The sequence below is a fragment of the Pseudomonas edaphica genome (assembly GCF_005863185.1).
GTDB lineage: Bacteria > Pseudomonadota > Gammaproteobacteria > Pseudomonadales > Pseudomonadaceae > Aquipseudomonas > Aquipseudomonas edaphica.
Genome location: NZ_VBVZ01001000.1, coordinates 1 through 1,203, shown reverse-complemented (window position 1 = coordinate 1,203; position 1,203 = coordinate 1). Strand labels below are relative to the sequence as shown.

General features: G+C 62.3%; 1 protein-coding gene. It reads left to right on the top strand.

Going from position 1 to position 1,203, the window contains the following annotated elements:
• Window positions 1-1,203: NAD(P)/FAD-dependent oxidoreductase (locus FEM54_RS32805; RefSeq protein WP_138454313.1), on the top strand; the 1,203-nt coding region annotated here is incomplete at both ends.

Sequence of the window (1,203 nt, the reverse complement as noted above, 5' to 3'; positions counted from 1 at the left end):
CACCAAAGACACTTGGGGCCTGTGGCGCAAAAGCGTGCTCAACCCCGAGTCCATCGTGCAATTTGGCGAAGGCGGTGCCGGGACCTTTTCCGACGGCAAACTCTACAGCCAGATCAAAGACCCGAAGTTCCACGGTCGCAAAGTGCTGCACGAGTTCGTCAAGGCCGGCGCGCCGGAAGAAATCCTCTACGTCAGCAAGCCGCACATTGGCACCTTCCGCCTGACCGGCGTGGTGGAAAACATGCGCGAGCAGATCATCGCTCTCGGTGGTGAAGTGCGTTTTGAGCAGCGCGTCACTGATGTGCTGATCGAAGATGGCCAGTTGAACGGCGTGGTCGTCGACGGCGGCGAGCAGATCCTCTCCAAGCACGTGATTCTGGCCCTGGGCCACAGCGCCCGCGACACCTTCCGTATGCTGCACGGCCGTGGCGTGTACATGGAGGCCAAACCATTCTCGGTGGGCTTCCGTATCGAACACCCGCAGTCACTGATCGACGCAGCGCGCCTGGGCAAATACGCCGGGCACCCGAAACTGGGCGCCGCCGACTACAAACTGGTACACCACGCCAAGAACGGCCGTTCGGTCTACAGCTTCTGCATGTGCCCGGGCGGCACCGTGGTGGCGGCGACTTCCGAGCCGAACCGCGTGGTCACCAATGGCATGAGCCAATATTCCCGAAACGAGCGCAACGCCAACTCCGGCATCGTGGTCGGCATCACGCCTGAGGTGGATTACCCAGGCGGACCGCTGGCCGGTATCGAGTTGCAGGAGCGCCTGGAGTCTCACGCCTACATCCTCGGCGGCAGCAACTACGAGGCGCCGGCGCAGCTGGTGGGTGATTTCATCGCCGGTAAGCCGTCCACCGCCATTGGCAGTGTGGAACCGTCCTACAAGCCGGGGGTGGCCCTGGGCGACCTGGCGCTGGCATTGCCGGACTTCGCCATTGAGGCGATTCGTGAAGCGCTGCCGGCGTTCGAGAAGCAGATCAAAGGCTATTCGCTGCACGATGCCGTGTTGACCGGTATCGAGACCCGCACTTCGTCGCCGCTGCGCATTACCCGTAACGAGTCGATGCAGAGCCTGAACGTGAAAGGCTTGTTCCCGGCCGGTGAAGGCGCAGGTTACGCCGGTGGCATCCTGTCGGCGGGTGTTGACGGAATTCGGATTGCCGAGGCGTTGGCGCGGGATATGCTGGGTATTTA